Source organism: Brakhagea baltica, assembly GCF_052161605.1.
Taxonomy (GTDB): domain Bacteria; phylum Planctomycetota; class Planctomycetia; order Pirellulales; family Pirellulaceae; genus JBKCUI01.
Genome location: NZ_CP197409.1, coordinates 3,209,434 through 3,235,208 on the forward strand (window position 1 = coordinate 3,209,434; position 25,775 = coordinate 3,235,208).

21 protein-coding genes are annotated in these 25,775 nt (G+C 51.5%); 13 read left to right on the top strand and 8 right to left on the bottom strand.

What is annotated here, in order from left to right:
* The first annotated feature begins 31 nt into the window (after nucleotides 1-31).
* Nucleotides 32-2,914 carry a DUF1549 and DUF1553 domain-containing protein gene (locus SH449x_RS11890; protein ID WP_482381553.1) on the top strand — a complete coding sequence of 961 codons (2,883 nt, stop codon included), beginning with the start codon at nucleotides 32-34 and terminating at the stop codon, nucleotides 2,912-2,914.
* 30 nt (nucleotides 2,915-2,944) lie between these two features.
* Nucleotides 2,945-4,249 (top strand): DUF1501 domain-containing protein, encoded by a 1,305-nt coding sequence (locus SH449x_RS11895; RefSeq protein ID WP_482381554.1) that lies wholly within the window; start codon nucleotides 2,945-2,947, stop codon nucleotides 4,247-4,249.
* On the opposite strand, the gene SH449x_RS11900 is transcribed toward SH449x_RS11895, so the two are convergent.
* Both SH449x_RS11900 and SH449x_RS11905 read right to left on the bottom strand, forming a co-directional pair.
* Nucleotides 4,242-5,189, bottom strand: a complete 948-nt coding sequence (locus SH449x_RS11900) for a hypothetical protein (RefSeq protein ID WP_482381555.1) — start codon at nucleotides 5,187-5,189, stop codon at nucleotides 4,242-4,244. The genes SH449x_RS11895 and SH449x_RS11900 overlap by 8 nt on opposite strands.
* A gap of 30 nt (nucleotides 5,190-5,219) precedes the next feature.
* Nucleotides 5,220-5,942: a PTS sugar transporter subunit IIA gene (locus SH449x_RS11905; RefSeq protein ID WP_482381556.1), complete on the bottom strand. Its 723-nt coding sequence runs from the start codon at nucleotides 5,940-5,942 to the stop codon at nucleotides 5,220-5,222.
* Nucleotides 5,943-6,253: 311 nt separating this feature from the next.
* On the opposite strand from SH449x_RS11905, the gene SH449x_RS11910 reads away from it, so the two are divergent.
* Nucleotides 6,254-6,574, top strand: coding sequence for an HPF/RaiA family ribosome-associated protein (locus SH449x_RS11910; protein WP_482381557.1), 321 nt, complete (start codon nucleotides 6,254-6,256; stop codon nucleotides 6,572-6,574).
* Nucleotides 6,575-6,607: 33 nt separating this feature from the next.
* On the opposite strand, the gene SH449x_RS11915 is transcribed toward SH449x_RS11910, so the two are convergent.
* The 4 genes from SH449x_RS11915 to sppA all read right to left on the bottom strand — a co-directional run bounded on the left by SH449x_RS11915 (nucleotide 6,608) and on the right by sppA (nucleotide 13,748).
* Entirely contained in the window at nucleotides 6,608-7,414 is an 807-nt protein-coding gene (locus SH449x_RS11915; protein ID WP_482381558.1) for a 3'-5' exonuclease, read from the bottom strand.
* A 68-nt stretch (nucleotides 7,415-7,482) separates the two neighbouring features.
* Nucleotides 7,483-10,005, bottom strand: coding sequence for an excinuclease ABC subunit UvrA (locus SH449x_RS11920; RefSeq protein ID WP_482381559.1), 2,523 nt, complete (start codon nucleotides 10,003-10,005; stop codon nucleotides 7,483-7,485).
* Nucleotides 10,002-11,555, bottom strand: coding sequence for a polyamine aminopropyltransferase (locus tag SH449x_RS11925; RefSeq protein ID WP_482381560.1), 1,554 nt, complete (start codon nucleotides 11,553-11,555; stop codon nucleotides 10,002-10,004). Before SH449x_RS11925 ends, SH449x_RS11920 begins: the two co-directional genes overlap by 4 nt.
* 141 nt (nucleotides 11,556-11,696) lie before the next feature.
* Nucleotides 11,697-13,748 carry a signal peptide peptidase SppA gene (gene sppA, locus SH449x_RS11930; RefSeq protein ID WP_482381561.1) on the bottom strand — a complete coding sequence of 684 codons (2,052 nt, stop codon included), beginning with the start codon at nucleotides 13,746-13,748 and terminating at the stop codon, nucleotides 11,697-11,699.
* 236 nt (nucleotides 13,749-13,984) lie between these two features.
* Here sppA and cmk point away from each other — a divergent pair, with 236 nt between their 5' ends.
* The 6 genes from cmk (at nucleotide 13,985) to SH449x_RS11960 (ending at nucleotide 19,621) form a co-directional block, all read left to right on the top strand.
* Nucleotides 13,985-14,719: a (d)CMP kinase gene (gene cmk, locus SH449x_RS11935; protein ID WP_482381562.1), complete on the top strand. Its 735-nt coding sequence runs from the start codon at nucleotides 13,985-13,987 to the stop codon at nucleotides 14,717-14,719.
* Nucleotides 14,706-15,398 carry a lysophospholipid acyltransferase family protein gene (locus SH449x_RS11940; RefSeq protein WP_482381563.1) on the top strand — a complete coding sequence of 231 codons (693 nt, stop codon included), beginning with the start codon at nucleotides 14,706-14,708 and terminating at the stop codon, nucleotides 15,396-15,398. Before cmk ends, SH449x_RS11940 begins: the two co-directional genes overlap by 14 nt.
* Nucleotides 15,391-15,747 (top strand): zinc ribbon domain-containing protein, encoded by a 357-nt coding sequence (locus tag SH449x_RS11945; protein ID WP_482381564.1) that lies wholly within the window; start codon nucleotides 15,391-15,393, stop codon nucleotides 15,745-15,747. The genes SH449x_RS11940 and SH449x_RS11945 overlap by 8 nt, the downstream gene beginning before the upstream one ends.
* 27 nt (nucleotides 15,748-15,774) lie before the next feature.
* The gene (locus tag SH449x_RS11950) at nucleotides 15,775-16,347 is read left to right on the top strand and encodes an NfeD family protein (protein WP_482381565.1); all 573 of its coding nucleotides are present in this window, start codon (nucleotides 15,775-15,777) and stop codon (nucleotides 16,345-16,347) included.
* 109 nt (nucleotides 16,348-16,456) lie between these two features.
* Nucleotides 16,457-17,155 (top strand): metal-dependent hydrolase, encoded by a 699-nt coding sequence (locus SH449x_RS11955; RefSeq protein WP_482381566.1) that lies wholly within the window; start codon nucleotides 16,457-16,459, stop codon nucleotides 17,153-17,155.
* A 6-nt stretch (nucleotides 17,156-17,161) separates the two neighbouring features.
* Nucleotides 17,162-19,621, top strand: a complete 2,460-nt coding sequence (locus SH449x_RS11960) for a transglutaminase TgpA family protein (RefSeq protein WP_482381567.1) — start codon at nucleotides 17,162-17,164, stop codon at nucleotides 19,619-19,621.
* Between the two features lie 27 nt (nucleotides 19,622-19,648).
* On the opposite strand, the gene SH449x_RS11965 is transcribed toward SH449x_RS11960, so the two are convergent.
* Together SH449x_RS11965 and SH449x_RS11970 are read right to left on the bottom strand one after the other, a co-directional pair.
* A complete protein-coding gene (locus SH449x_RS11965) occupies nucleotides 19,649-21,004 on the bottom strand; it encodes a trypsin-like peptidase domain-containing protein (protein ID WP_482381568.1) in 1,356 nt (451 codons plus the stop codon).
* A gap of 172 nt (nucleotides 21,005-21,176) precedes the next feature.
* Nucleotides 21,177-21,398, bottom strand: a complete 222-nt coding sequence (locus tag SH449x_RS11970) for a hypothetical protein (RefSeq protein WP_482381569.1) — start codon at nucleotides 21,396-21,398, stop codon at nucleotides 21,177-21,179.
* Nucleotides 21,399-21,419: 21 nt separating this feature from the next.
* On the opposite strand from SH449x_RS11970, the gene nrdR reads away from it, so the two are divergent.
* The 4 genes from nrdR (at nucleotide 21,420) to SH449x_RS11990 (ending at nucleotide 25,726) form a co-directional block, all read left to right on the top strand.
* Nucleotides 21,420-21,887, top strand: a complete 468-nt coding sequence (nrdR, locus tag SH449x_RS11975) for a transcriptional regulator NrdR (RefSeq protein ID WP_482381570.1) — start codon at nucleotides 21,420-21,422, stop codon at nucleotides 21,885-21,887.
* A gap of 188 nt (nucleotides 21,888-22,075) precedes the next feature.
* Nucleotides 22,076-22,930, top strand: a complete 855-nt coding sequence (locus SH449x_RS11980) for a polyprenyl synthetase family protein (protein WP_482381571.1) — start codon at nucleotides 22,076-22,078, stop codon at nucleotides 22,928-22,930.
* Between the two features lie 4 nt (nucleotides 22,931-22,934).
* Nucleotides 22,935-24,839 carry a 1-deoxy-D-xylulose-5-phosphate synthase gene (dxs, locus tag SH449x_RS11985; RefSeq protein WP_482381572.1) on the top strand — a complete coding sequence of 635 codons (1,905 nt, stop codon included), beginning with the start codon at nucleotides 22,935-22,937 and terminating at the stop codon, nucleotides 24,837-24,839.
* An 8-nt stretch (nucleotides 24,840-24,847) separates the two neighbouring features.
* Nucleotides 24,848-25,726, top strand: coding sequence for an NAD(+)/NADH kinase (locus SH449x_RS11990; protein ID WP_482381573.1), 879 nt, complete (start codon nucleotides 24,848-24,850; stop codon nucleotides 25,724-25,726).
* Nucleotides 25,727-25,775 lie beyond the last annotated feature (49 nt).

Here is a 25,775-nt window from a genome sequence, read left to right on the forward strand (position 1 = left end):
ACCGGTATTCCACGAGACCATCCACAACACTATGAAGCTGAATCGACAACGTGTGTTATCCTCCTTGGTCATCATCCTCGCATGCTTGGGAGGTTTCGCTCGGGCTCATTCGTCAGACATCGAGCCTGTGAAGCCGATACACGAACGTTTCGCACCAAATGAAACCGGAGCGATCCCATCAGCCGAAGTTCCTGACTTTCAGAAACATATCTCACCACTCCTTGGGCGACTCGGTTGCAATGGACGAGCTTGTCACGGCTCTTTTCAGGGACAAGGTGGATTGATGCTTTCACTATTCGGATACGACTTTGATGTCGACCATAAAGCATTGCTCGAACCTGGCAGTGGACGAGTCAACCTCAACGCTCCAGAGGAGAGTCTAATACTCGCGAAACCCACCAGCGACGACAACCACGAAGGTGGCAAGCGGTTTGAAAAGGAGGGCTGGGAATACCACGTCCTAAAGCGTTGGCTCGAATCGGGAGCCCCCAAGGTCACCAAAACCAAAGCGAGGCAACCTGCTCTAAAGCTCAAGCAGCTAATCGTAGAGCCCAATGAGCTGGTTTTCCAAAATGAGAAGCAATCGGCTTCCTTAAAAGTTGTTGCTGTGTGGAACGATGGCACGATCGAAGAAGTTACCGCTCTGAGTCGTTTCTTTAGCAATGACACCTCCATCGCCGAGATCGATGAATCGGGACTCGTGACAGCAGGAGTATACGGCGACACCCATGTTGTCGTTTCGTATGATGCCAGTGTGGTCCCTATCCCTGTCTTGAGACCGTACGGGCCCTCGGGGCAGCTGGCACCACAGATCGCCGCCGCCGAAACGGAGGTCGATCGTTTAGTACTGAGCAAACTTGATAAGCTTGGGATTCAACCCTCAGAGCTATCCTCCGATGAGGAGTTCTTCCGACGAGTCAATCTGGATATTGCAGGAACACTTCCTACATCGCAGCAAGTACGTCTATTTCTCGCTGATAAGTCACCCGACAAACGCAAGCTCGCCATTGATCGGCTATTAAACTCCCCAGGTTACGCAGCCGTTTGGACAACATTCTTGTGCGATATTACAGGCAACAACGAAGACCAGCTTCGCAACGCAACCTATCTGCCCACGTCACCGTCTCTTTATTGGTACCAGTGGATCTATGACCGCGTAGAAAAGAATGTTCCTTACGATGAAATTGTAGAAGGAATCGTGACGGCCGTCTCTCGCGAATCGGGAGAAACGTACCGCGAGTACTGCGAGAACATGACCGCCATCGCAAACGATCGAACGGGCAAAGAATTCGCTGCCCGCTCCCAGATGCCATACTTTTGGGCTCGTAACAATCAGCAGACTCCCGAGGAGCGAGCCATTGGTTTCGCCTACGCATTCTGTGGAGTAAGAATTCAGTGTGCTCAGTGCCACAAACATCCCTTTGATCAATGGTCCAAGAAGGACTTTGAGCAGTTCGAATCCCTATTCGATAGTGTCGTTGGCAAACAAGGCACCTTGTCCAACGAAGGGAAAAAAGACTTCGAGGAAATCGTTGCGCAACTCGGAATAGCCAAATCCGTTCGAGGCAATCAGCTTTCGCGCGAGATCCGCGAAAAGTACAAGGCCGGGGAATACGACAAAACCATCCCTTTCCCCGAAGTGATCGTGCAACCTAAAAGAGCCAACGCGAATGACAACAAAAATCGAAAAGCAAAAGACTCGCCAACGAAACCAGTTTATGCCAAGCTGTTGGGGGGTGAGTTGGTCGATCTGTCCGCAACGCGCGATCCTCGAACGAAGCTGATGGAATGGCTACGAAGCACAGAGAATCCTTACTTCGCGAAAGCCATGGTCAATCGTGTTTGGGCACACTACTTTCAAACTGGCATCGTGAATCCCGCAGACGACTTGAATCTCGCCAATGCCCCCAGCAATGCACCCCTTTTGGACTATTTGGCGAAAGGCTTTATCGATAACCATTACGATATGAAATGGCTCCATCGAACGATCCTCAATTCGGATACCTACCAACGGAGTTGGCGGCCTAATTCATCTAACGAAAAGGACCGTCGCAATTTCTCGCATGCACTCCTGCGACGATTGCCAGCTGAGACCGCCTATGACGCCTTGCGAATCGCCCTCTCCAGTGATGAACGTGCTGCTTTACTATGCAAACTAGAAGAAGATCGGGCGATCACCATGCCGGGGTCGAGTGCTCAATCAAGGAATCGCGGTAGCAATTATGCCCTATCAGTGTTTGGTCGCTCGATTCGCGAAAGCAATTGCGATTGCGATCGATCGAGTGATCCGAGTTTGCTGCAGACCGTCTTCCTACGAAACGATTCCGATATTTTACAAGCCATGGTCGAACCGAACCGAAGCTGGCTTTCTCAAATTGCGAAAGAGAACGGTTGGTCTCTTGATAGCATGCGAGGCAACCGCAATCCTCGCCTTGCGATGTCTGATGCTGCCCCTCATACGATGGGACAATCGAAAGATCAGGAGAGTATCGCTGAGCAATTGGATCGTGAAGTGAGAAGCCTAAAGACGCAACTGGAACGGCTGACGCAGCGTGACGCCCCTGCCGAAAGAATCCAGAATATAAAGACCCGCTTGGCGAGGGCCGAGAAGAAGCTCTACGAGCACAGAACCAAGCAGACTAAAGAAGAGTCCGCTAAGCAGGAAACCGCCGAGTCGCAGGAACAGTCTCGATCGAATTCCACCACAGGTAGTGACCTAATTAAACCATCGAATGCAGCCGTTTATCAGCCTCTCATCGAAGAAGCGTTTTTGCGGACCCTTTCCAGACACCCTCGGCCCGAAGAGATCGAATTTGCTTCCCAGGCAATCGCGGAAGCAGCAAACCCATTGAGTGGCCTGAGCGACTTGTTATGGGCATTGATAAATTCCAAAGAGTTCATTCTAAACCATTAAGATCCACCCTCAAGATTTCGAGAATAGTCAATGAGCTTACACCGTAACTGCGATGGAATACGCCGAAGAGATTTTCTTCGAGTAGGAGGATTGGCGACGGGCGGACTATCGCTGGCTGGCTATCTAAAGATGGCCAATGCGGGCTTGGTACGTGAAAGTGGAGCAACCTCGGGGATCTTTATCGATCTCAATGGCGGACCGTCCCATATCGACACCTTTGACCCCAAGCCTGAGGCTCCCGCCGAGATTCGCGGAGAGTTCGGTACCATTGCGACCAATGTAGCAGGGGTTCGATTGTCGGATCGACTACCAAAGCTTGCAGCATGCTTTGACAAGTACACATTGATTCGAGGTGTTTCGCATACCTTAGCAGCACATCGACTCGGTAGCGAGTATGTCAACACGGGCAGCCGACCTATCGCTTCGCTCGAGTATCCTGGTTACGGAGCGGTGGTGTCCAAGGAACGACCTGTCGATCACGATATCCCACCTTTTGTTGCGATTCCCAATGGCGGGCAGCGGGCTGGTTTCCTCGGCATTCAGTATGCGCCGATGAACACCGCGTCCCAACCGCAACCAAATCGACCATTTAATGTTCGAGGTATTTCACTCGGAGCGGGAATTACTGTTGAACAAATTGATCGTCGCCAAAATCTGCTGATGCAGTTGGACAAGACATTCGATTCCTTGCAAGGGAAAGATCAGTTGCTCGCAGGATTGGATCGATTTTCCGAGAAGGCATTCTCGATGATCACAAGCGAACGAGCACGTATAGCATTCGATATTTCCAAGGAGTCACCTGCGTTTGCACAGCAGTTTGGTAGCGATCCCTTTGAGCAAAGTTGCTTGCTGGCAGTTCGTCTGATTGAGTCAGGGGTACGGTTTGTTTCGCTATCGCTAGGCGGATGGGATAACCACACAGACATATTTAACGCCCTTTCCACAAAGCAGTTACCTAAATTGGATGGGGGACTTTCGGCACTTTTATTGGGACTGGAACAGAAAGGGCTTCTATCATCCACTGCGGTTTTGGTTACCGGAGAGTTTGGTCGAACTCCCAAAATCAATACGCGAGCTACACTCGGCGGTCGAGATCATTACCCTCGGTGCATGTTCATGCTCATGGCGGGCGGAGGGATTCGCGGTGGACGCGTGATAGGAGCGAGCGATTCAACAGGCTCGGGACCTCTGCATGAAGCCTACAAGCCAGACGATATTGCGGCTTCGTTCTATCACAACCTAGGCATCGACCCTAAGCAAGAGTTTCAAACCGAAACAGGACGCCCCATCACCCTTGTTCGTGACGGAGAGATCATTCCAGAACTGTTCAGCTAACGGCCTGCTGCGTCCAACGTTGCATGCACCACGCGAGTCCGTAAAGGCAACCCGGCTTGGGAATCAAGACGTCTGCGCCGCTTTCTGACCATCTTTCCCAATCGTTCCAGCGAGGAAAGTTGCTGGCCACCACACGCATAGCATCTGGGAATCGATCCCGCGCGGCTTGCAGCGCATCGGTTATTCTCTCGGACACAGCGTCACATGCGGGATTTAGATGACGCGATGGTGGTGGATCGAAATCGATCAGCACGGTGTCAGGCTGAAATCGGAACCGACCAAAATCGCAGTGATCCACACCAAGCACAGAGCCGAATTGGTCTTGAAGAGTCTCTCGCCACATCTGCTGAGTCGTAGTGGAATCCGCTACCACTACAACTCGATTATTTTTCCATTCCCGGTTTCGGAAGCGTTCCCCCAAGGCTATCCATCGAGCCACTCTCAGGCCCCGCTCTCCAGCAGGGCTTTCCAGTAAATCGCTACCCGACTCTTCGTGCAAATCGAGTGCGGGTAGAAGCCGGTCGAACAATTCGTACCAGTAGAAGCTTTGAAGAGACTCAGGCAAGGGAAATGTTCGCCGATGGCCAATCCAGGATTCGCCAAGAAGTAACCAAGCACTGGAGCTGTGGACAGCATGGGCCGCATGAGTCGTCTTTACGGCTACTGCCGGTTTTGCGGAACTTGACTTCTTGCGGCTTTTCTTAGGGGACGGGCTTTCGTTCGATAGCTTGGTGTTGGGCGTAGCGAGAATCGACTCAAGCTCTTCCCATTCACTGGAAACTCGACTGTCCGCAGCCACTAAGAGCAGATCCCTCTCGGAATCCGGCTGCCACTGGGCAACTCGGCTGATTCGTTCCACATCCGGCAGATGATCCAAGACCCACGACCAAACCTTGGTCTCCGGACCAACCCATCCGATGCGTCGCTTAATGGGTTGCATGAAATCACCTATGAGCTTAGTACCCTGAAACTAGTTGGTTGCTTGAGTCAATTCCAGCTCTGTGGTTCGGATCAAATCGAGGGTTTCTAAGCTGGATGTTGACGAACGCAACATGGTCAGAAAGACTTCGTCTGTAACCAATCTCGCCAGTCGAGCTAAGATTCTGAGGTGGACACGATCGTCGGTTGAGCAGATCAGAAAGAAAACATCTGTCAAATGTCCTGATGTATTTCCGAACGGAATGGGGTGTGGTGAGATTCCAAGTGCAACGAGTGGTTCGGCTAGAATCGATGTTTGCGGACGTCGGGGGTGCAACAAAGCCACTCCGTTTTCTAAAGCGGTCGGGTGTAAATCTTCACGAGCTAAAACCGCTTCGCTCATGGCTGCGGCATCCCATAGGAGTCCGGTCTCGGCAGCTAGGCTGCACATTTCTCGGATGACCGAATTTCTGGTTCTCACATTGAGGGGGACCGAGACGGCATAGGGGGACATAAAGTCCACCAACATAGCGCGGTCATCGGAGCTGACATCGACGTTCTTTTGCAAGACACGTTCCATCCGCTCCAGCTCGTCTGCATCGCTGACGCCGATTTGCTCTTCAAGCCAATGATGGATTTCGGCTTCGGAAAATTTCCATGTACCGTTCACTCTTCGGGATGGCAGCTTACCGCGTGTTGCCATCTTGGTCACTTGACCGATGGTCAAGTGAAGGTAATCGGCGAGTTGCTCTATATCAAAATCCTTGCTAGCCATAAACGATTCGACGACGGCGTCTGATCCTATTCGAAAATTCAGCGTATTCCTCTTAGTCGGTTCGACCCAAACAATCGAACCAAAGGCTTTGTAAGTTTAATGGCGAATGAAACGATCCCCAACGGCAAATTCTCCGCCATTGTTCAAAAACATCCGTTTTGTGGCGGATTTCACGCCAAATTCATCTTCATTCATGAGGTCTGTCACAGGATCGAGCAGGATTGAGCCAGAATCCCGAACCCGCAGTTGGGATTTTTCGTACTAACAATAGTGTGTTAGTAAGTTATCTCCCATCAGAAGAAAGTACTGCTATGCAGATCTTGATCAACACAGACAACCACATCAATGCATCGGAGAATTTTAATGCAAAGGTAAGTGAGTTTCTTCAAGAGCGACTCCAGCGATATGGGGATCGCATTACGCGTGTCGAAGTTCACTTTAACGATGAGAACAGCTCTGCGAAATCGTATGGGGACGATAAACGATGCGTTCTAGAGGTTCGTCTAAACGGCATGAACCCACTCGCTGTTACCGCTACGGCAACCGAGGTCATGTCAGCACTACGCGGTGCTGTAGACAAGATGAGATCGCAAATCGACTCCGTGCTGGGCAAACTTCAGGAAGCACGGTAGTCGCATACGGAGCTTGTGGGAAGCCAACGCATTCTAGCGACTTGTGATGGCTTCCCACTGTTCTAGGTAGGCGGTATAAGCGGGGTGCTGATCCTTTTTCTGTAGTAGATAGGCGCGAGTCATTTCTGCTAGCTCTAGCTCCCGCTCGGCTGATATCTTCCCCATGATCACGAGGCTTCTAAGAAATGTGAAATAGGTGTCGAGCACGTCGCATCGACAATACTCGCTGATCTCCGACAATCGCCCTTCCGCATACAACTCGTGGACCATCGCACCTTGAACGTCGATCTTACCTGGTTTGCCAGCGAGTTGTGCTGCGAGATTGAGTCCGCCACGAAACCAGCTGCTGCCAAAATTGGTCAGGACTTCATGCAGGTCTAGGTGTGAGTGAACATTGAATCGATTCCGATTCTGCTCATAGGCTTTGTCATAGATGTTGTACCATGACGGAATGCTGATTTGGTATCGATACGCCGCTAGTTCCATTAAGGGGATATCGAACGAACGACCGTTGAACGTCACCCAGGATGGTTTAGCGTAACGTTCCCATCCGGTCCAGAAGTGTTTGGTTATGACCTCGGGGCGATGCTGTGGTTCGTCGAGGGAAACGATTTCCACGAGTGAGTAATCTTCGCGGACTTTTGCGATGACCACAGCCACGGGTACGTGATAGGTGTAAGGGATAAAGTCTTTCCCACCGTCGCGGAGCAATTCATAGCGAAACTTTCGAATCGCTTCCTCTGGCGACAAATCTTCATTGGGGTAACGAGAGGTTTGAATAGTGCGTCCATCGGCGACACTTTCGACATCAAACACCAAGTATTTTATTTCGTTGCTCATTTGGTTCATTGCCAAATTCTAAGCAGAATACGGCGAGGAATCTACCGGGGAGTCACCTCGACACCTATTTAATCGATCCTGTCCGGAGGACCGGCATAAACGATTTCGCCCCCTTTGGCTGCGGCTCCCGGCCCCATTTCGATTAGCCAATCACATGCTCTGATGACATCCCAGTGATGCTCGATTACGAAAACGCTGTTCCCTTTATCTACCAAATCCTGTAGCACATCGATTAATCGATGTACGTCCTGCGTATGCAGCCCCGATGTTGGTTCATCCAGGAAATACGCCGTACGACCGGAATTGGACTTGGATAATTCCGATGCCAGCTTGACTCGCTGCGCTTCCCCACCACTTATCGTAGTGGCTGGCTGACCGATCGGCATATACCCCAATCCTACTTGAACCAACCCTTGTAACGGTCGAGCCAACCGTGGAATCTCGCTAAAGAACTGAGAGGCTTCAAAAATCGACATGTTCAAAACGTCAGCGATGGATTGACCTTTGAACCGAACAGCCAGGACGGAACGCTGAAAGCGATTGCCCCTGCATTGCGGACACATGACGTACACATCTGCCAGGAAATTCATCTCTAGCTTTACCCGCCCTTGGCCAGCACACGCCTCACAACGCCCCTTACCTGAGTTGAAACTGAAATAACTCGCATCAAATCCTCGCATCTTGGCATCGCGAGTTGCTGCATAAACTTTCCGAATGTCGTCCCAAAATCCGCAGTACGTCGCGGGTGTGCTACGGGGAGATCGCCCGATCGGTGATTGATCGACCACAATCAAACGCTCGATCGACTCCAAGCCCGAAATCTCCCCTACGTGAGCGGGGTAATCCTGGGCTCGATTCGCTAAACGCGCACTCAACGCCGGAACAACTGAGTCTTGTATCAATGTACTCTTACCGCTTCCACTGACTCCCAGCACTCCGACAAGTCGTTGTAACGGAAGCTTACAACATAGACTTTGCAGATTGTGAAGCGTGATATCGCGAACATGAATCGAGGGTGTATCGTCGTCTGTAGGACGATTGCGAGAACCCGGTGGGGATAGGGCTCCGGACAAGTAGCGTACCGTTACCGAGTCGGGATACTTTTTCTCCGCCTTTGGCTTCAGCAGGTCGGACGGAGCTGCTTCGACCAATACACTTCCACCTTCAGAACCAGCCGTTGGGCCGAAGTCCACAATCCAATCTGCCGCCTTCATGATTTCGTGGTCATGTTCGACGACCAGAACGGTATTCCCTTTATCTCGGAGCTTATACAAAGACTCGATCAGCATAGCTGTGTCCGAAGGGTGCAAGCCTACCGATGGTTCGTCCAGAACATAGCAAACGCCCGTCAATCCTGCTCCAAGGCTCGAGGCCAGCTTGACTCGTTGCAATTCACCACCACTGAGAGATTCAGCACTGCGACCTAAACTTAAATATCCGAGTCCGACATCTTTCAAGAAATGGATGCGTGAACGAATCTCCCTCTGCAGTGGATCGGCAATGATCGCTTGATGCCCGATGAGTTCGAGTCCGCTCAACCACTCTTCGAACAAGTCGATGGGCAAGCTGACCATGTCGTGTACATTCTTGCCTTGGAGGCGAATCGCTAACGACTCCTTTCGCAATCTAGCTCCTTGACAGGTCGGGCACGGAAGATTGCTTTCTTTAGATCGAACACCGAACCCTTCGCAGCTTAGGCAGGCTCCGTAGGGACTGTTAAAACTAAACGTACGGGGCTCTATCTCAGCAATGTTGACTCCGCATTCGATGCAGGCATATCGCGTCGAATAGAGAAATTCCTTTGGTGGCTCAGCCTCACGAGGAATGGTAACGATTTCGACCAGTCCATTCGATAACCGCAGAGCAGACTGCACCGATTGCTCGATACGATCTCGGTTATCGTCCCGAATCACGAGCCGATCCACAACAGCTGAAATCGTATGTTCTTTTCTTACTGCCAAGGTCGGCGGATCGTCAAGATCGACCATCTCGCCATCGACTCTCGCCTTGAGAAGTCCCGCCTTGGAAATGCGTTCGAACACTTCGGCGTGAGCTCCTTTGCGACCGATCACCATCGGGGCCAAGACACCTATGCGTGTTTCGTTCGGCAGTTGGCAGATTTGCTCAATAATCCTGTCTGCTGACTGACGATCGATGGGCTTGCCGCATTTGTGGCAAGCCGGTGTGGCGCATCGCGCCATCAGCAGTCGCAGATAGTCGTAGATTTCCGTAACGGTACCGACCGTACTGCGAGGACTCAAGGAGCCTTGCTGTTGATCGATGCATAGCGATGGCTGCAGCCCGAGTATGGCATCAACATCGGGGCGTTCCATCTTGTCGACAAACTGTCGAGCGAAACTGGACAAGCTCTCCAGGTACTGCCGCTGTGCCTCGGCGAACAGGGTATCGATTGCAAACGAACTTTTCCCACTTCCGCTGACTCCGGTTACAACAACCAGTTTCCCACGAGGAATATCGAGCGTGACATTCTTTAGGTTGTGAGTCCTTGCACCTCGGACTTGAATGGAATGGGGCGTTGCGGTCGGCTTAACAGTAAAGTCTGAACGGGGCTTGCCTTTCTGCACAATCATCGTTGAAGCCCCATTTCATAAAGCATGTATAGCTTGGGCTCAAAGAGGGTATTCACAGGTACCGTTAGTGGTCCGTTATCGAGGGCGAACTGCGATGCCGCGCGAAACGCATCTGTAGAGAGGTGTTTGCGGGGAACATCGGCCAAGAAGATCGCGTCCAGATCCATTTCTGAGGATTGCTTTACTGCCAAGTTAAAACCCCACTCACCGAACGAGTTCAAGAATCCTCGAAAAGGCAGAACGCGAAACCCGGAGTTTTCTATCGTCTTATTGATACACCAAAAGGCCTCACGAGTGATGATTGGTGACGCGCTTTGGGTGACCAAGCTGCCATCGTCGCTCAAAATTCGTGAAACCAGCCGATAGAACTCAGTCGTATAGAGTTTGTTGAGAACTTCGCTATGCGGATCGGGCAGATCTATGATGACGCGATCGTAAGTACTTTGTGCTTCCGACATTCGGCGGTGTGCTTGCTGAACAAAATTAAAAGCGTCCTCATGAAAGATGGTTACCTTGGGATCTACGAGGCTATCTTGATTCATCCTTACAATCGGGCCAAAGGTCTTGCTGAGTTCTGTCATCCGTGGATCGATATCGACTAAGTCAATTGCCTCTACCGAAGGGTACTTTAGCACTTCGCGAATTGCTAACCCATCGCCTCCCCCCAATATCAGGACTCGCTTTGGGGTATTGCCACAACTCATCACGGGGTGAACGAGTGATTCGTGATAACGGTGTTCATCCGACTGAGCGAATTGTAGGTGGCCGTCCAGATAGAGTCGGACTTCTCCATTGCGGGGGTGCTTGGTGACGACAATGCGTTGATAGGTAGACTGTTCCTGAAAAATCATTTCGTCTGCGAATAACTGTCCTTCAGCGAACTTGGCAATTGCAGACGAGTAAAAAATACCGCCGAACAAAACGGCGATGATTAGCAAAGTGACGGGCCAATACTTATTAAGCTCAGGAAAGGGTCGGCGCAAAACCACCAGAGCGATTGCGGCGACTGCAATATTCAGCAATCCGATGGCAAACGAAGAGCGAAAGAGCCCCAAGCTGGGAAGTAACAGGAGTGGAAAACTGACCGAACCGATTAGTGCGCCGATGTAGTCCAAGCTAAGAACATGGGCAATCGAATCCGAAATGCTGCGAGATTCTGTTAGGATTCGTGTGAGAATGGGGATTTCCAATCCGACCAAGGTCCCGATGACCAACGTCAGGGAGTACATGGTCGGCTTGTAGAGTGCGTAATAAGGAAAGACGAGAAATAGGATCATCGCACAGAAACCGCCGATGAGAGCGACAGCGATTTCGATTTGAACAAAACGTATAACCAAGTTCTGTTGTATGAACTTTGAGAGGTAGGATCCGATCCCCATCGAAAACATGAATAGACCGATCGTGATCGAGAACTGCGCTACACTGTTGCCCAAGAGATAGCTGGAAACGGCAGCTATAATCAGCTCGTAGGCTATCCCGCACAATGCGACAACCAGCACGGATGCAAGCATCCACGCCGTTTGCTGGGAGGTGAGTTCACGATTGACCATGGGACAATAATCCGCAGATAGAGTGCTCGAATCGGCTAAGTGCGATTTTGTGGAATCGCACATTCTAGTCCGACACGGTCAATATATGATAGGGCAGGCTTATGACTATCCAACGAACTTCTAGTTGGCCAGCTAGCGATACTAGCGAATCTTGAATTCGTCGGTCATCAGAGCCCACGCTTTGGGGACACCGGACTGATTCTCGAGCGAAGATTTGAGCAGCGTTCGCAACCCTGTCAGCTTGAATCCTAGCTTGCCCAAGGTTTGCAACCACTTAGCTTCGGCATCAGCGAGAACTCGATGGGTCACCTCGTTGGAATCTTCGTCGCTGAACAACGAGAACAAGCCTCCGCTCGATGCAGGGTCTGGTCGGTGAACAACTTTATATTTCGAGATACCAGCTCGCTTCGAGATAGCATTGATGCAGTCATCCACCCCGCCGAGCTCATCGACGAGTCCTGCCAGTTTGGCTTGTTCGCCAGACCAAACCCGTCCGCCAGCCAACGATCGCAGCTTATCCACTGGCATCTTTCTAGATTCGCTCGCGTAGGTTAGAAACTTGGTGTAAACATCGTCGATAAATCGCTGCATATTCGATATGTCTTCGTCGGACCACGAGTGGTCGATGCTGTTGAGGGCTGCGGAGTCATCCAAGGCCACTGTTTCAACATGAACCCCTACGCGACGAAGGAGAGACCCGATGCTTATCTTCAGCGAGAACACACCGATCGAACCGGTAATGGTACCTTGTTCTGCATAGATTGGTTGGCCGATACAGGTCACCCAATAGCCACCAGAGGCTGCTACCTCTCCCATGGAGAAAACGACAGGCTTCTTTTGCGAGAGTTCGTGGAGAGCTTGACGAATGGCTTCACTGGCCGTCGCACTGCCACCAGGTGAATTGATACGGACGACGACCCCTTTGACTTTGTCTTCGTTGATCAGTTCTTCGATTTGCTTGACAGTTGGCCCGGCGACGATGGAACCAGGAGAGGTTTCTTTACCGTCGACGATAGCACCTTGGAGGTGCAAAACCACTATGGAATCCTCTTTGTACTTCATTGTGGTTTCTTTGGGGCCCGCCATGATACTCCCCATGACCTCAAAGAACGATTTTTCACGTTTCGGTTTCGCTTTAGGTTTGGTCCATTCGATCTCGGCACCGATCATTTCCGTGATCGTCTTTTTCATCGAACCGTAGGGAGCCAGCTTGGTCACGAGGCCAGCTGAAAGCGCTTCGCTCGGCAGAAGCATGCGTTTCTTTTGAAGATCACGAACAGCCGCCGTGGTTAGCCCACGTCCCTTAGCAATTCGGGAAACTTGAGCCGAATTGATCGACTCAAGCATCTTGAGATAATGCTCCTTGAGGTGAGAGCTCATTTGTGGATTCAAGTAAGGCTCAACCGCACCTTTAAAATCGCCAGCCCGAACCACTGAGGCTTTGATCCCGACTAAGTCCATCGCTTCACGGTAAAAGGTCGTTTCCATGGAGGAGGATGGCATATCGATACCGCCAAAGTCCGCCATGATAATGTCGTCGCATTGAACGGCGATCGCGAGATGGACGTTGTCGGCGTTTTCGAGCCAAGCGATCGTTTTCTTCCCTTTTTGTTTGAACGCGGTAAGTCGGCGAGAGAACTCATCGAGTTGTGCCGGATTCAGAGCGAGAGAGGGATCGGACAGATCAAAAAGAAGGTGAGTTACATTCTCTTCCTCGGCGACCTCGTCTAGATAATCGCAAAGTCGGAAGAAAGACTTGGACTTTTCAGGAAGCCCACCGAGGAGTAGCGCAGTAGGGTCGAGACCTGGTGGTTGTGCGAGATCGGAGTATGAACCGCTGAGAGCCAGCCATCTCAATTGTTTCTTCGGGGGGGCCTTGTCCTTTGTGGATCGGGTGGTGGGCTTTGTCGATTCGGTTGCAGGCTCGGCAGCCTCAGACTTGGTCGCATCAGCCTTTTCGGTATCAGATTTTTCTGCAGCGGCCTCTTCGGCTGCTTTATTCTCTTCCCCTTCTTTCGATTCTTTGGCTGCAGTCTGTTCAGTCGCAGTCTGTTCTGTCACGGGAGGTTCTTGTGCGAAACTACTTCGCGGCGAGCTTAATCCCAAGGCGACTACTGTCAGAAGTGCACAAAGCGTAGAGAGCAATGTTGACGGAGAAAGGGTTCGCCGCCTGGCAAAGATAGGTCGAGGCATCGATTTATTCCTGGGAAGCAATTCTTTGGTTTCTAGCGTATATTATCAGTCGAGACGAGTTTTCCCTAAAATTATATCCCAAGTTCAAGCAAACTCTTGCTATCAAGCTGCCTGAATGTCGGAATTCCGTATTTTCCAAGTCGGATTGCTGAATAACAATGATCTCGAGCGGGAGTTTTTGGGCTCTGGCGTGTGACCAGGGTCGGGATTGAGACGCGGTAGGTAAAGAATTCGGAATGATCGTAACCATTGACGGGCCGGCGGGAGCAGGAAAAAGTTCAGTTGCTAGAAAGCTGGCTGATGCCCTAGGGTTTGCTTTTCTCGACACCGGGGCGATGTACAGGTGCGTGACTTTGCTTTGCTTAGAGAAAGGTATTGACTGGCAAGACTCCGATCGGATCATCGCGATAGCAAAGGATTGCCAGATCGAGTTTCGCGATCAGGCAGTATATTTGAACGGATCTGACGTGACGGATGCCATTCGGGACGTGGCTGTCAGCAGTGCGATCAAGTTCGTGGCCGACCATGTCGAGGTTCGCAAGCTTATGGTGAAAGCGCAGCAGGAGTGGGCGAGAGGGAAGGAATTGGTCACCGAGGGTCGAGATCAAGGCACGGTGGTCTTTCCCCAAGCGGAGTGCAAGATCTTTTTGACGGCATCGGCAGAGGAGCGAGCTGCACGTCGCTGTCGTCAACTGGCCGCCATGAACAAAGAGGCTGACTACGAAGCGATCTTGGTTGCCCAAAAGGAGCGGGATCGCCATGACATGTCTAGGCCGGTTGGTGGTTTGGTAGCGGCAGACGACGCGACGCATGTCAACACGGATGGGATGACGGAGGAGGAAGTCTTAAGCCGCTTGATCGCACTCGTCAGAGGGACCAGGGCTAATAGAACGCAGATTGATTCCTCGCGATCCTATGCATCGAGTCGGCGAGCGGGTGAGGAACCGGAGGTTGGCAATGGAGTGGCGTGAACGATTTTGGACCTGGGGCCGGCGACAGTTTTATAAGTGGCTGCGACTCATGGCGAGGATCATCGCATCGGTATTCTTCGCGTTTCGAACGGAGGGTAGGCACCATCTGGATTTTGAGGGAGGGGCAATGCTTCTTTCCACTCACCAGTCGGTGATGGATCCCGTTTTGGTCGGGCTCATTGCCAATCAACGATTGAATTACTTGGCGCGCAAGACGTTGTTCAAGAACGCAGCCTTTGCCTTTTTGATACGGGTCTTGGATGCGATCGAAATCGATAGGGATCGAGGAGGGCTCAGCGGACTAAAGGAGATGCTTAAACGGCTAAAGCGAGGAGAAGCCGTACTGATGTTTCCAGAGGGAACTAGAACATCGGATGGGGAAGTCGGACTATTAAAACCAGGATTTATACCAATCGCGCGCCGCTCCGAGGTCCCTTTGGTGCCTATAGCCGTAGTCGGTGCGTATGATTGTTTGCCAAAGGGGAGCAAATTGCCAACTTGTCAACCAATTGCGGTTGTTGTTGGGGAACCACTTCGGATGGAGGCATATGGATCCATGTCCGATAGCGAATTGCTGGCTGCCATGCAACAAAAGCTGGCCGCTTTACATGCACGCGGCCTTGAGTTGGTAGGCGGAAAGTCGAGAGGCATCGAATTGCTTGAGGAGAAGCATGCTTGAATTCAGGGACTGCCCCCATTGTGGTAAACGCATACGCCAGGAGGCTTCGTTTTGCCATCGCTGCGGAGGAGAGGTTCGCGAGTCTGCTCAGCCTCGAGCAACTACAAAGGGCAGTTCACAGCTCAAGGGGTCCCCGGATGATGAGAGTCAGCTAGGGGCTCCCGAACAAGCGGCTGTTTATGGCGGCTACGATTCGAAGCAGGATGATTTTGATTACGAAGAGTTTTTAGAAGAAGAATTTGGTAAACCTAAGAAGAAGCAAAAATTTTGGTACTATGTAGCATGGGTGGTCATTGCGTCACTAACGTTGCCCATCGTACTCCAAGTCCTAAAGCTCCTAGGTGTCTAGTGGCTTGATTAGAACAGGAAGAGAACTGTGTCGTTGTTTGCGATTGCTTTGGGTCTTTTTGTACTCGCGATCCTTATCTTTTTCGTTGACCTATTTATCCCGACCGGTGGCGTGCTGATTGGGGTTACTGGTGTATTGGCACTCGGAGCCATCGTGCTAGCGTTTATGCATAGCGTATCGACAGGCCTTTGGATGATCAGTGGTACGTTTTTAGCGATCCCCCTAATGTTTTGGGCGTTTATCGAACTCTGGCCAAAAACACCGATGGGGAAGCGGTTGATCGTAACTCCGGAAAAAGCAAATGACTTTGTTTGGTCAGACGCCAAGAATGCAGATCCGAAAATGCTGATCGGATCAATCGGAATTGTTGTAGACGAGTTGTTGCCAAGTGGATTCGTGAAGATTCATAATCGCAAGTACGAGGCAATCACAGAAACTGGGCCGATCGATTTGGGCAAGCCGGTTCGAGTCGTTGGCCTGGACCTGGGCCGACTCGTAGTTATAGAAACGAAGGAGCAACCAGATCCAGCGACGGAAACGCAAGGGTTTGGCTTAGACCGTCCAGCGAAGGATTTGAATATTGATTCTCTCGAGGGGTAGATCTCGAGGCTAAGGTCGCAAGTGCCCGACAAACATGCGAGAATGGTACGAACGACGGATCTGGTTCGAACGACAGATTACTATGATTAAGAGCAAGAAAGGTTAGGAGATGCGTTTAGGACTGCAATGGTTCGGTCATTCGACCTGGATGGTGCAATGGGGGGATCACAGGATCATGATCGATCCCTTTCTGGATGACAATCCGTCGTCGACAGTTAAGGCTTCCGATCTGGAACCGACTTGTATCTTGATATCCCACGGCCATTTCGACCACATTGCAGACACTGCTCAGATAGCAAACCGATTGCGTTGCCCCGTGTATACCAACTACGAAATAGCCCAGTGGCTCGAGAAGAAGCATGGAGTCAGCAATTGCATCGGCATGAACATAGGCGGAAAGGCCAAGACTCAGTTCGGCGAATTACAGCTGGTTTCCGCGGTGCACTCGTCTGGATTGCCTGACGGCGATTATGGTGGCTTGGCGGGTGGCTTTCTGCTTACTTTTTTTGACAGAGAAACAAAACACTCAATTTATTACACGGGCGACACGGCCGTATTTGGTGATATGGCTTACCATGCCAGACATGGAGTCGACACACTCATTGTTCCGATCGGCGATCTTTTTACGATGGGTCCCGAGGAAAGCATCGAAGCAATCAAGCTGATCAAGCCTCGTGTAGTGCTTCCCTGCCACTACAATACATGGCCGCCGATCGCTCAAGACGCACAGTCTTGGGCAAACTCCGTACAGAGTTATACTTCGGCGAAGCCGTTAATCATGAATCCTGGCGAACAAATTGAGATCTAAAGCATAATGGCAAACGCTCTACCTGCGGCGACTCCCGTTCGTGATTGGTTAACCGTTCGTTGTTCGCTTTACTTCGGGCTATTCTCTATCTTCGTATCAGGATTGTTGGGACTTGGGCAAGAGTCCTGGTCTTTGCCATTGCTGGTTTCCGTCTCGGTAGCATTGGGGCTGGTCTACACCGATTGGTTAGCTTGGTTTTCGCTGAATCGATTTTTTGTTTACGTATTGATGATTGCTGGCGCGTTTGTTGCGATCATGCAATATTTAACAAATCCCGGTTCCGACAGGCTCATGGCGGTTGGGAACCTTTTAGTGTTTGTCCAATTGCCCCTTGTCTTTCAGAAGAAAGCCAAACGAGTCTTCGAACAATGGGGCGTCTTTTTACTTCTGGAACTCGTTGTAGCGGCACTGGTTAACGACAACGTACTTTACGGTGTTCTAATGGTTCCTGCCTTGGTCATCGGCTGCGCGGCCATGATGGCCCTCGCGTTGTATTCATCTCGAATGTTACATAACGACTCGAGAGCTGAGTCGACCAATATTCTATCGAGATCGATGAGATGGCTAGGTATGGATCCGATGCTCTCTAAGAAGAACATGAACATAAAACTGTCATCGTTGGATGACCCCTCTTCTTCAACTCGGGACATAACACGAGCAGGAGGGATGCGATGGCGATGGCTGATTGTCCCCATAACAATGAGCGTATTCGTGTTTGCCGCTGCGTTTTTCTACACGCTACCGCGAACGCAGATTGGAGCCTACCAGACAAACTCGTGGGGCTCTCCCAGCGTTGGCTTTTCCGAGCAGGTGTCCTTGCGAAGCCAGGGGGACATACAGCAGAACGAGTTGCCTGCATTCCGGATGGTAATGGTTGATGAAAAGACAGGTCAGGAGTTCCGACCCACAGCCCCACCTTATATCCGAATGTCTGTCCTGCATAAGTATTATGATGGTCCGTCTCAAGGCATCTGGCAGCGAGGTGATTCGACTATTGCCGTAAGCCCGAGAACTTACCGCAATGTTCCTGTTTCCTCAGAGATAGAACCACTACTTGTAGAAGAGTCGGACTCAGTCCTTGTTTCCATCACGGAGAAAGCCAACTTTGGTGCATCGGTTGCGTGTATCCCTCCGTATTCACGGGCCAACACACCTCAATCTTACATTACCACGCGGCGGGATTGGCGAATGGTGGATACCGCAGAAGAATCGATTCTAAAAACCACTCGCAGACGCTATAGCTTTCGGACATACGGATTTAAGAAAGGGGTCGAGAAATCGTTGCTGCATGAAGTGGCTGACGCCATTCCCATTGAAACGAGTCGATTCAAAGTAAACGACTCGATGAGTCTCTACAGTCGCGAAGAAATTACGGAATTCCCTCCTTCTCTGACACCAATTATCGCTTTTCGCGATAGCGTGCTTCAACAAGCCGCCAATTTGTCCGACAACAAGTACTCGCACGCCAAGTACCTCGAAAGTTACTTGGCCACTTCTCCCGAGTTCAAATACTCATTGCGAAATTCGGCAGCCATCGATAACAGAGCTGATCCGATAGTGGACTTTCTTTTGAATAAGAAAAAGGGGCATTGCGAATATTACGCTTCGGCTCTTGCTATGTTGCTTCGGTCTATGAACATTCCCACTAGATTAGTAAGCGGCTATCGTCCTAGTGAGTACAACGAGATTGGCCGCTATTTCCCCGTTCAGCAGAAACATGCCCACGTGTGGGTCGAGGCGTACTTTACCGTCGACGAACTTAAAGACACCTACCTGGCTGAGATGATCCCTAGCTGGGTTAAAACCGGCATGTGGGCGAGATTGGACCCTACTCCATCGGGAGATGAAGCCACGGGATTAGACTCCTTCAAAACACCCGATGGTCAAGCTTTTGGAATGCTACAGGAGCTTTGGTCTGAACTAGTCATGAACGTTGACAAGTCTCGCCAAAGCAACATGCTGTCACTTTTTGGCGAAACCTCGGAGAATTCTTACAAGGAGTACTGGGAGCAACTAGCGGATTTTTTTGAGAGTTTGAAATCGAGCAGTCTCATTGGTGGGTTGCTGTCACCTGATAAGTGGTTTTCCTGGAGGGCGGCGGTGTTTATCACCCTTCTGTCTGGAGTCATCGTTGGGATTTATAAACTGCTCGTTTGGCTTTTTCCGGGTTTCGTTCCCAGGATAAAGGGTAGAGCAAAGCCACGAGGAAGGGCAACGCGAGTCGAGTTCTACAATCGAATCACCAAAGCACTTGGGCGACTAAAGATGGCTAGAAAGCCATGGGAAACCCCCAGAGAATTCCTCGCATACGCGAGTGCACGATTGGCGGAAAAGGGAGTCGCAATGGATGGCAATTTTCTAGCAGCCTGCTTCTATGAATTACGGTTTGGAGGTGCTACGCTCGAACCGGAGGTTGAGAAATCTCTTAATCAGCTGGTCGCGCAGCTCGAGGCCTTAAAGAGCTGACTGAGCTCCTGGACCGGCGGCAAGTCTCTACCTTCTCGTACGATCCTGCCCGAGAGCAACCGTTACAGCTTGATCGCGACGGATCAGATAGTACTTAGCGGTTAACGAGCTTTGGTAGCTATTGTTTGCCATCACCCAAGCCAAAGACTTCAGGTTCGGAGTTTGCCAGTTCATCACACCTACGATAACATCACCGGGGCTAAGGCGTTCACGGGCAGCAGGACTTCCCGGTCGGATTTCGGTGATCTTCAAGCCGCCCTTGTATTCCTCGCCGAGTCCTTTCAATTGACTAGCGTTCACCGGAGTAACGCGAACACCGATTCTTTCCCAGGCATTTCGGAGAATCTCAGCATCCTCGCTCACGACGCTGGTTCTATCCAGCACAATAGACTGCACGACCGAGTGTCCGTTCCTGCCGAGCTCAATATCAACAGTGTCGCCAGGATCTCGATCCAATAGCGCGAGTTCCACCTCGAGTTGGTTACGGACAGTAACTCCACCTACAGTAATAATTTCATCGCCTGTTCGGATGTCCCGAGACGACTTGTTGGATGCAGACTGGTATTCGCGAACAATAAGCTGACAACCGGAGTCTCCTGGGACGCGTTGACAAAGCAATCCATGTGCTCCGGACTTACGATACTGTGCGACAAGGTTCGCCATCACATCGAGGGCGTTATCGATGGGGATCGCAAAGCCAATTCCCTGCGCTCCTACTCGGACGGCCACATTGATTCCAATGACCTCGCCATTGGTATTCAGCAACGGCCCCCCTGAGTTTCCTGGGTTGATATCGGCATTGGTCTGGATCAAATCGGTGTATTGCTGGGACCCGTTGACTGGGATGTTTCTATGCAGAGCACTGATGATGCCAACGGTGACCGTATTCTGGTAACCAAACGGATTACCAATAGCGATAACGGTCTCGCCACGTAGCAGATCATCGCTCCGTCCCACGTTGATGGTTGGCAATTCCCAATCCACGTTGATTTTGATCATTGCCAAATCCGTCTCCGGATCGTAGTTAACGAGTTTGGCGATTGTCGTCGTTCCATCGGCGAGGGTTACCTCGATTCGTTCTACGGAATCGACAACGTGATAGTTGGTGATGATCAGGCCGCGGCGATCGATTATGACCCCCGTCCCCATTCCATTAACTTCCTGCCTGGTCGAAACCCCATTGGCCGATGTGTTCGCCACTGTCTTGTTGCCCTGAATGTTGACAACCGCAGCTTCCGTCTTGCGAATTGCTTCGACGATGGGGGTGATTCGAGGATTATCACCTCCAAAGGCGAACGAGCCGCTCGAAGAAGCTGCAATCGCTGCGCCCAAGACTGAAACATGAGCAGCTCGACGCAGGAATTGAGTTAGACGAACTTTCATGCTTGCTTGGCTTCTTCGTACGCGGGTCGACGATCTCACTCACCGGCCATGTCTCTGGGTCGAGTCGCACCATCTGTGCGGGCCGGTGAGCGTCAAACGTAGGGGTAGGATCGGTCATTCCGTTCGGGCTCATTACGCCTGCCCTCAGTGGCAGGCAAGGCCGACCCATCGCTTAAAGTCCAACCAAGCCGCCCAGCTTGCCAGCTTTGTGCCAATCACATTCGGCACATTCGGTGCCCCATTCCACATTCGGTGCCATCCATGCCACGAGGCAGCCTGTCAAACCGACCTTCTTTTCAGTCAATCCCTCCACCGCACCCTGCCATTCTGCTAGGATGGTGAGACCGGAGGTGGGGGGTATGCCTCGCTCGGCGGTATTCTCGCGAACTTGCAATCACTACATGACCGGCTCTTAATGAAATGTCCCTTCTGTTCCAGCGATAACGATTCGGTTCGAGATTCGCGAATTGTCGAAGATGGAAAAGCGATCCGCCGCAGACGGTTCTGTAATGGCTGCAAACGACGCTTTACGACCTACGAGAGGGTGGAGGGGCTCCTACAAGTCATAAAGCGGGGAGGCGACCACGAAGACTTTAGCCGGGCCAAAATCGAGCGTGGCCTAGCCGCAGCTTGCTGGAAAAGAAAAATCAGCGTCGAACAAATCCAGAGATTGGCTGCTGAAATCGAGGCCCATATCCTCGATAACTATGAGAAAGAGGTTACCAGCGAAGAAATCGGGACCCTCTGCATGGAATTTCTAAGGGAACTCGACCAGGTAGCGTTTGTGCGGTTCGCAAGCGTCTACCGAAGATTTAGCGATATTCAAGATTTCGTAGAAGAGTTGCGTCCCATTCTTAAGGGAGCGAAGCGGAGAACAGAATGAACAGGGTGTTTTTGGACGAATTTTTCAATGGTTCGATCCGATGGAAACCCCCAAAAGGGCTCGACGAACGACTACAATAAGCGGATTATTCTTGGTTTAAACGTTAACAATCCAAACTATCGCAAATTTGGGATCTATCTATTTCCACGATTACCTCTAACGATCTAGTCCAAGCGAGATGGAAACAGTTGGCCAGCGAGGTCGATCAGTTTCTAGCCGACAAGCTGGCATCACTATCGGAGCGCTGTCCTCCGCCTCTACGTGATGCAATGCAGTACTCGCTGCTAGCTCCAGGCAAACGGCTTAGGCCAGTGCTCGCACTTCTCACCTGCGAAACCATTGCGGGAGATTACCGACCTGCTGTGGCATGCGGATCCGCGTTGGAAATGATCCACTGCTACTCGCTAATCCATGACGATTTGCCAGCCATGGATGACGACGACCTGAGACGTGGCCGTCCGACGTGTCATATTCAATTCGACGAGGCCACTGCAATTCTAGCTGGGGATGCCCTCCAGGCGTTGGCGTTTCAAACCATTCTGGATAGCGACTTGGATGCCGCCCAAAAGGTGGCGACTGCCAGAATTCTGGCTGTAGCCGCCGGTCCTGAAGGCATGGTGGCTGGCCAAGTCGACGATCTACGGGCAGAAAGCGAAGGCGGAGATGCTGAGTTCTTAATGGCAATACACCGCCGAAAAACCGGTGCCATGATCCAAGCGTCAGCCCTGATGGGGGTCGAGGCTGCTAGGGGAAGCGACTCGGACCGCCGAGCCTTCGAAAAATATGGCGACAGTATCGGAATTGCTTTCCAAATCGCGGACGACCTTCTAGACGTCGAAGGAAATTGTGAGAACACTGGAAAGCGTACGGGTAAAGACCAAGACCGTGGTAAATTGACCTACCCCTCCTTGTGGGGGGTTGGCCAGAGTCGTCGCAAGGCAGAACAGTACGTTGAACAGGCATTGGATGCCATCCGAGGGTACGGTGAAACTGCCGCTCCCCTGCGTCATCTAGCGAGATATATCATCGAGAGGAGCCAATAGCACCATGCACGAAATGCTTTCTAAACTAGAGTCGGCGGAAGCTTTGCAGTCGATGACTGACGAGCAACTGGAGCAGGTCGGTTCCGAGATCCGAGACGTGCTATGCAATTTGCTGGCTACGCGAACCGCTCACTTCGCGTCGAACCTCGGAGTGGTCGAACTAACGTTGGCGTTGCACAGCGTTTTTGACTTTCGTCGCGATCGCTTGATTTGGGATACAGGCCACCAGATCTATCCGCACAAGCTGGTGACAGGGCGCTACCATGAGTTCCAAACCATCCGGATGAAGGGCGGATTGATGGGTTATCCCAATCCAGCCGAGAGCGAATACGACTTGTTCATGACTGGCCATGCTGGATGTTCCGTGTCGACTGCTCTTGGTTTAAAGAGCGGGGATGATCTTCAAGGCCAGGGAAGCAGAAAAAGCGTAGCGGTCATCGGAGACGGCGCGTTTCCGTCAGGAATTGTCTTCGAAGCGATGAACAACGCAGGCGAACTCAACTCGGACCTGATCGTTATCCTCAACGACAATAAAATGTCGATCTGCCCCCGCGTCGGCGCCGTCGCCAACTACCTCGACCGATTGCGAACCAATCCGTTCTACACCGGTTTGAAGAGCGAGGTCGTCAAGGTCCTCAACAAGCTCCCATTATTCGGAGATCCCGCCGAAAAGCTTTTGGCCCAGATAAAAGAAGGGGTCAAAGCAGGCATGGTCGGAGGTATGCTGTTCGAAGAGTTTGGTTTCAAATACATCGGGCCCATCGATGGTCATGATATTCGGTTATTGCGAAAATACATGGAGATGATCAAGGATCAGAAAGGTCCGACCCTTCTTCACGTTGTAACGGAAAAGGGGCGCGGATATCGCCCGGCAGAAAAGGATCCGGTCTACTTCCATACCCCTCCTGCCTTTGCCGATGAGGCTGGTGCGCCCAAGGTTTTGAGCACGTCGGAGAAACCCGCATTCACCAACTTTGCCAGGGACGCCATTCTTTCTCAAATGAAGAAGAATCCCAAGGTTACCATCATGACGGCGGCAATGTGCCAAGGGAACAAATTGGAACCGGTTCGAGATGCTTTTCCAGACCGATTCTTTGATGTTGGGATTTGCGAATCGCACGCGGTTGCCTTCGCTGCCGGGCAAGCGAAGGTTGGAATGCGGCCAATTGTGGCAATCTACTCGACTTTCCTGCAACGTTCGTACGATCAAATCTTTCAAGAAGTGGCGCTTCAGAATTTGCCCGTAACGATGATGCTGGACCGGGCGGGATTAACTGGTCCTGATGGCCCAACTCATCACGGCTTGTACGACATTGGCTACATGCGAGTATTCCCGAATATCGTCATGATGGCCCCCGGTGATGCCACGGAGATGGAGCCAATGCTCGAATTTGCGTTGTCGCATGACGGACCTTGTGCGATCCGCTACCCCAAAACCGCCGCGTTGACCTTTGATCGTCCCAGCCAGCCGGTGGAACTTGGTAAATCGGAATGGGTTCGCTGGGGAACAGACGGAGCCATTATTTCCTTTGGTGCCATGTTGCAACACGCACTGGAGGCGGCTGATCAGCTCAAACAAGAGGGCTTAGACGTCGCTGTTATCAATGCTCGGTTCGTCAAACCTCTCGATAGGGAAATGCTCGCCCAAGTATTTGAGGAATGTCGCTTTGTCGTCACCGTCGAAGAGGGGGCACTCATGGGAGGTTTTGGTTCTGCGGTTCTCGAGGCAGCCTGCTCCAGCGGATGGGACACCAGAATCATGCGTACTTTAGGCATCCCAGACCGATACATCGAGCACGGAGAACGAGGGGAAATCATGTCCGAGTTGGGGATTGATGCCAACGGGATTGCTTGCACATGCCGTCAGCTTAGTGAAAAGTATTCCGACGCCAGCAGCGCTGGAGTCTAGGAGCGTTGATGAATCAGCCTAACGCCATTTGGTTACGTGAGGGTCGTTTACCGCGCGTTGCGGTTTTAGCGGCCCCGAATCGCCCCAGGGTTGCTTCGGAACTCCCTAAGCTCCTTCCAATGATTCGCGAACATGCTGAGGTCGTAGCGGTTGATCAAGACTTTGAGCATGATTTCGAATGCTGCTCGTCGGATATTGTGATCGTGCTCGGGGGGGATGGATCCATTCTTCAGTCGGCACGTCAAATGCAGGACAATCAACGTCCAGTGCTGGGAGTCAATCTCGGGAAGCTTGGTTTCTTAGCTGCTATCCCCCCTGATCGGTTCGTTGCCCAGTGGAGCGAGATAGCTCTCGGTCGGTTTGAGGTCACCAGGCATTTGATGCTCGCGTGTGATGTGTTTCGAGGTACTGAGAAAATCCATTCGATGCTCGGTCTGAATGAGGCCAGCATTCTGGGTGGCCCTCCCTATTCTATGATGCACATCGATCTAAATATCGACTCCGTGCTGGCCACTACATATGCATGCGACGGTTTGATCATAAGTACTCCGATAGGCTCGACCGCACACAATCTATCGGCTGGTGGTCCTATATTGCGTCGGAATCTCGAAGCCTTTGTGATCTGCCCCATCAGTCCTCACACGCTAACGATGAGGCCGGTGGTTGATACAGCCGATCGAGTCTTCGAGTTGCGATTGAGAACGGAGCAGACCAGTGCCAGTGTCGTCGTGGACGGTCGGGTCGTTTGCCACTTAGACGAGGATTTACTAGTTCGAATTCAACGCGCTGATTCCGTGTTCCAGCTTATTTCCGTCCCAGGTCACGATGACTACCAAGCGCTTCGAGACAAGCTCGGGTGGAGCGGACGCCCACGATTGGCAGAGTAGCGGCAGAGACGACCGTAAACCGACTTGGAATAGAACGAGTAAACCGACG